This is a genomic window from Nostoc sp. (assembly GCF_041747015.1).
Taxonomy (GTDB): domain Bacteria; phylum Cyanobacteriota; class Cyanobacteriia; order Cyanobacteriales; family Nostocaceae; genus Nostoc.
The window spans coordinates 1-5,514 of the sequence record NZ_JBGTFY010000381.1; the positions used below are offsets into that span (position 1 = coordinate 1).

Genomic DNA, 5,514 nt, shown 5'->3' on the forward strand with positions numbered 1-5,514 from the left:
TTAACTTCTAACTCTTTACTCTTTACTCTTAATTTAAATTCTTTACTCAGCACTCAGCACTCTTTACTCAGCACTAACCTTCCCAAATAATTAATAACGGAGTCACGAAAATGCCTATAGGCGTTCCTAAAGTTCCTTACCGGATGCCCGGAGGACAATATACAGATTGGATTAGCATCTACGATCGCCTCTACCGGGAACGAATTATTTTCTTGGGGCGAGATATTGATGATGAAATTGCCAACCAAATTATCGCTGTAATGCTGTATCTGGACTCAGATGATCCAGGTAAAGATATTTATATATACATCAATTCTCCCGGTGGGATGGTTACATCTGGCATGGCTATTTTTGACACCATGCAACATATCAAATCAGATGTAGTAACTATTTGCGTGGGTTTAGCTGCTTCAATGGGGTCTTTTTTGCTAGCAGCCGGCACTAAGGGCAAACGGCTAGCATTGCCTCACTCACGGATTATGATTCACCAGCCTTCAGGTGGCACCCGTGGACAAGCAAGCGATATCGAAATTGAAGCTAGAGAGATTCTGCGGATTCGTCACGAGCTCAATGGGATTTATGCTGATAAAACTGGTCAGACCATAGCAAAAATTGAAAAAGATATGGATCGTGACTTTTTCATGTCTGCCGAAGAGGCTAAGGAATACGGTTTAATTGACCGTGTGATTGAAGAACGAACCTTGATAGTACCTGCGGAGTAGGGAGTAGGGAGAGATTTATCACTCCTGTATACAGAGACGCGATTAATCGCGTCTCTACTCTCCACTTCCCTTTTTTGCTAAAAACTGTCAAAATTGAACTTTAAAATAGAAAATTAGCCCTTATCATTAATAATCCAGGCTTGACAGCTGATACTGATAGCCGATAGTTAAATATTCGATAGCTGATAGCTCAAGATGGATCTTGGAGATTGCTACCGGTTATTGGGTTTAAGGTCGGGAGCTTCTTTTGCTGACATTAAGGCGTCTTACCGACGGCTGGCGCAGCAATATCATCCCGATATCAACCCAGATGACAACAAAGCCAAAGATAAGTTTATTGCCCTAACAGAGGCTTACAAACTCCTGCTGACGTTAGTGCTGCCAGAGGAAACAGGCACGCATTCAAGTCGGGTGTCAACATCTGGACGTGATGAAGACAAAACACCAGTAACAACGGTGACAAGCCAACAAGCAGGGAAACCAAAGCCGCCGAATCTATCGGAAATAGAAGAGCGGCTGAAGTGGAAGACTTATGAGCAATTGCAGCGATTTTTGCAAGAAAGACGATTTCCGCAAGCGATCGCCCTGGCAGAAGCTTTAGCAGATCGGATGTCAACAGATGCAGAAGTCCGCCAATGGCTAGCGATCGCTTATCAAATTTGGGGACGGGCGCTAATTTCCGAAAACCAGCTGCTCAAAGCGAGAATTTATCTCAAAAAAGCCTTGAAGACAGACCCCCATAATAAAAGTCTCTGGGATGAAGTGCAACGTGATTTTCTGCGTTTGGAACAAATTTTTTAACTCGTTCCCAGTCTCAGAGTGGGAACGAATTACGAATTATTTAGTTATCGTTGCCATTCGCGCAACACTGCGCCCAGGGTAGCAATTCCCTCGACAATCTTCTTAGTTGGCTGAAAGCTAAAAGCTAGTCTCATGGCATCATCCCCCTGTCCGTTGGCGTAGCAGCGTGTCCCTGGCAGAAAGCCGACACCGTGTTCACTGGCAGCAATTAGGAGTGCTTTGGCGCTGATGTGTGGCGGTAACTTACACCAGACATAAAAGCCTCCGCCTGGTCGCAGAGCAACTACATCACTGGGAAACTCGTGAGCGATCGCCTCTAACAACAAATTACACTTATGCTTGTAGCAAGCGATTAGCTCTTGAATGTGATAATCTAGCTTGCCTGTTGCACAGTAGTGAGCGACCATATGGCTGACAAATGGTCCCACTGGCCCCTCGCTTTTAAACATTGCCAGCCGCTCAATAATCGCTGGATCACCACAAGCCCAGCCCAGCCGAATACCAGGCGCAATAATTTTTGAAAAGGTATTCACATATAATACCCACCCCTCCTGATCGAGGGTTGCCAGGGGAGGCAGAGCTTCTCCTTGGAAGCGCAAATCGCTGTAGGCATCATCTTCCACTATTAACACGCCATATTCAGCCGCCAATGCTACTAGCTTTTGGCGACGAAATAACGGCATAGTAGTGCCTGTGGGATTGTGAAAGGTCGGGATGGTGTAAATAAACCGGGGTCGGATACCCTGTTTTTTAAACTCGCTCAATGTTGCTTCTAACACATCTACATCCATCCCCAACTCATCCACAGGAATGCTAATCAGATGTGCACCAGCATTGATGAATCTACCAACTGCTCCCAAATAGGTTGGTCCCTCCACAATCACCACGTTACCAGGTTCGATAAACACATCTGGTAGCAAGCCGAGAATCTGACCAGAGCCGTAGCCAATGATCAGGCGATCGCGATCGGCAGTGATGCCTTTAGCCTGCAAGCGGAGGATAATTTGCTCATACAGTTGATCTGAAGTTGGGCCGTAATTGAGGGCGATCGGAGCCTCTTCTGCCAGCACAGCGGCACTTGCAATAGCCAAGTCAGTGTGGGGAAAAAGAATTGGGTCAGCTAGACCGTAAGCAAAGCTGACAGTGACAATTTTGGTTAATTCTGTGCCATAGGTTGGTGGTGTGAGGTTTCTAGCTCGTTCCGCGAATAAATCAGTAATTTGGTGAGCGTGGGTGGTAGGAGCCATAAGTAATTCAAAATTGCAGAATTGAAGAAGAATACAGGAGCAAAGCCGGAGATTCCGTTCGTTGCCTCCGGTTAGAATTCAGAAAAAGGCAATTAGTGGGGATCTTAAACTTCTTTATTCATTTCTTGGTCGCCCATAATCCAGCATAGATTGTGACTCCTGTACACGCATGATTAATCGCGTTTGTACTCCTGAATTCTTTCTCATAAAGGAATTAGCTGCCAATATCTGAAATATTTATCAATTATGCGTCACAATTAATACTGCCACCAAAATTGACTGATAAAACTACAATCTAATGTAGGTCTACTGTAGTCAGGGCAACCAATAATTGTGACGCCTTGAATCTTAGTAGCTAAAAGCACCTTGGAATGGGAATTAAGGAACTTCCACTATGCTGATTTGCCCTCAGTGTAAATTTGAAAACCCCAATACTAACAAATTCTGTCAAAACTGTGGCACATCCTTGACTCACAAGGTCTGTCCTGAATGCAGTACCGATGTACCTCTGAATGTACAACGTTGTCAAAACTGTGGCACAGAATGCGGAACAGTGTTTTGGGCAATTATTGTTAAAGAACCGACTAAAGATTTGGGAGTAGGGCAAGATGAGGGAGATGGAAAAGACAAGGGAGAAGATTTTACCTTATCCTCCTCATCTTTCTCATCTTTCTCATCTCCTGTATCTCCTAGTTCTCAAATTGTATTAGGCTCCTATTTAGACTCTCAGCAGCGCTATCAATTGTTAGACGTGTTACCTCCTCTGGAGCAAATTACTGAAATAGAGGCGAGAGTTTTAGACTGCGAACCGTATCAAATATCAGCCATTGAAGCAATACTAATAAGTCAACAATCAGATGATGTCGTAACGTCATCAGTGGAAGCAAGTGAAATTCCTCGCCTTGCTAAAGTTTATATTGCTTTACAATCCCAAGGTCAGCCAGCCATACCGCCGATTCACGATGCTTGGCAGCAGGATGATGTAGGGGTAGTACTAATTGAAGACCGCTCGGATTGGCAGCATTTACTTAACTTGTGGCAAGAAGAAACAACGAGTTCGTTAAAAATTTTACACTGGTGTTATCAAATGACCCAACTTTGGGCATTACTAGAACCAGTAAATTGTCATCAAAGCCTCTTAGATTTGTCGAATTTGCGATTGGATGAAGACCAAACGCTGGCGCTACAAAGGTTGTATGTAAAATCAGAAAATTATCAGCCCGCCGTCGAGTCGCCAGAAGATGCACAAGCTGAAACATCTGTTATTGGCGAGCAACCATTAACCATCCAAGCTTTGGGGCGAGTTTGGCAAGCGCTATTTAGACAGTCTCAACGCACTCAATTTGGCTCTGTAGTCCAGATGTTGGGGGATTTAGAGGGAGGTAAGATTCAAACGATCGCCCAGTTGCGATCGCGTTTGGAAGAAATCTCTATTGAACTGGAAGCACTAGGAGCTGCAACTTTGCCCCAAATAACGGAGGAACATACTGCTGTGCCTACTATCCCCCCATCAGATGAGCCAGAAGATATTATTAGCAAAACTGATGATATGCCAACTGTTGTGCTGGCGATGCAGTTAAGTAGCTTAGAAGATGCAGGATGTACAGATGTGGGGCGTCAACGTCATCATAACGAAGACTACTTTGGCATTGAAACCAAAATTCACAAGCTAGAGTTGCCCAAAAGTCGAGTTCTGCAAGGGCATGGTTTGTATATTCTTTGTGATGGTATGGGTGGACACGCTGGCGGCGAGATCGCTAGTGAGTTAGCAGTCAACACCCTACGGCAATACTTTCAAGAACATTGGATTGCCAACCAACTGCCAACAGAAGATAGCATTCGAGAGGCAGTATATTTAGCTAATGAGGCGATTTACCAGCTCAATCAACAAGATGCCCGTTCTGGAGTGGGGCGCATGGGTACAACTCTGGTAATGCTCTTAATTCAAGATATTCAAGCAGCAGTTGCTCATGTAGGAGATAGCCGTCTCTATTGCCTGACGCGCAAGCGGGGACTGGAACAAGTCACAGTAGATCATGAAGTCGGGCAACGAGAAATTACCCGCGGAGTCGAAGCAACCATAGCTTACGCCCGCCCAGATGCCTACCAACTCACGCAAGCTTTGGGACCTCGTGATCAAAACTCGATTAACCCCGATGTCGGCTTTTTCGAGATCAATGAAGATACTCTTCTGCTGTTGGTATCGGACGGTCTATCAGATAATGATTTAATAGAAACCCATTGGCAGACTCACTTAGAACCTTTACTTAATTCTGGCGTTAACTTAGAACGGGGCGTTACAGACTTAATTGATTTGGCGAACCAACACAATGGTCACGACAACATTACTGGTATAGTTATTCGGGCAAAAGTGCGTCCAGATATGGAAAGTCAAAAATAAATGGGGAATGGGGCATGGGGCATTGGGCATGGGGTATAAGAAAGAATAATCACCAATTCCCACTAAACATATCCGTGAATTAATGTAAAAATCTAGTACTTACGCATTGACAGAATAACCTAAATGGCAGATGTGCTTTTCAAGGCTTTTAGTTAAATTTTTCAACTACACTTTTTGGGATGCCTGGGTTGGGCTACGCCTAAGCAACTAACAAAAGATGGTTTGTAAAAGGTTGAAACGACCTAGTTACGTTAATACATAAGCTGATTCGTTTGTACAGTGTGTAAGTCCTAAAGTTTTACAAATCAGGGTTAAAACCTAAATTTACGGATAAGTTTAATGC

The 5,514-nt window shown here is 44.3% G+C and carries 4 protein-coding genes; 3 read left to right on the forward strand and 1 reads right to left on the reverse strand.

From position 1 onward, the window contains the following. Nucleotides 1-110 precede the first annotated feature (110 nt). Nucleotides 111-722 (forward strand): ATP-dependent Clp protease proteolytic subunit, encoded by a 612-nt coding sequence (locus tag ACEW80_RS29975; RefSeq protein ID WP_373530098.1) that lies wholly within the window; start codon nt 111-113, stop codon nt 720-722. A gap of 195 nt (nt 723-917) precedes the next feature. Next, nucleotides 918-1,523 (forward strand): DnaJ domain-containing protein, encoded by a 606-nt coding sequence (locus tag ACEW80_RS29980; protein ID WP_373530099.1) that lies wholly within the window; start codon nt 918-920, stop codon nt 1,521-1,523. A 44-nt stretch (nt 1,524-1,567) separates the two neighbouring features. On the opposite strand, the gene ACEW80_RS29985 is transcribed toward ACEW80_RS29980, so the two are convergent. Further along, on the reverse strand, nt 1,568-2,770 hold the full coding sequence (locus ACEW80_RS29985; protein WP_373530100.1) for a PLP-dependent aminotransferase family protein: 1,203 nt from the start codon (nt 2,768-2,770) through the stop codon (nt 1,568-1,570). A gap of 394 nt (nt 2,771-3,164) precedes the next feature. Between ACEW80_RS29985 and ACEW80_RS29990 the strand changes: the two genes are divergently transcribed. Next, nucleotides 3,165-5,171, forward strand: a complete 2,007-nt coding sequence (locus tag ACEW80_RS29990; protein WP_373530101.1) for a serine/threonine phosphatase — start codon at nt 3,165-3,167, stop codon at nt 5,169-5,171. The last annotated feature ends 343 nt before the right edge of the window (nt 5,172-5,514 follow it).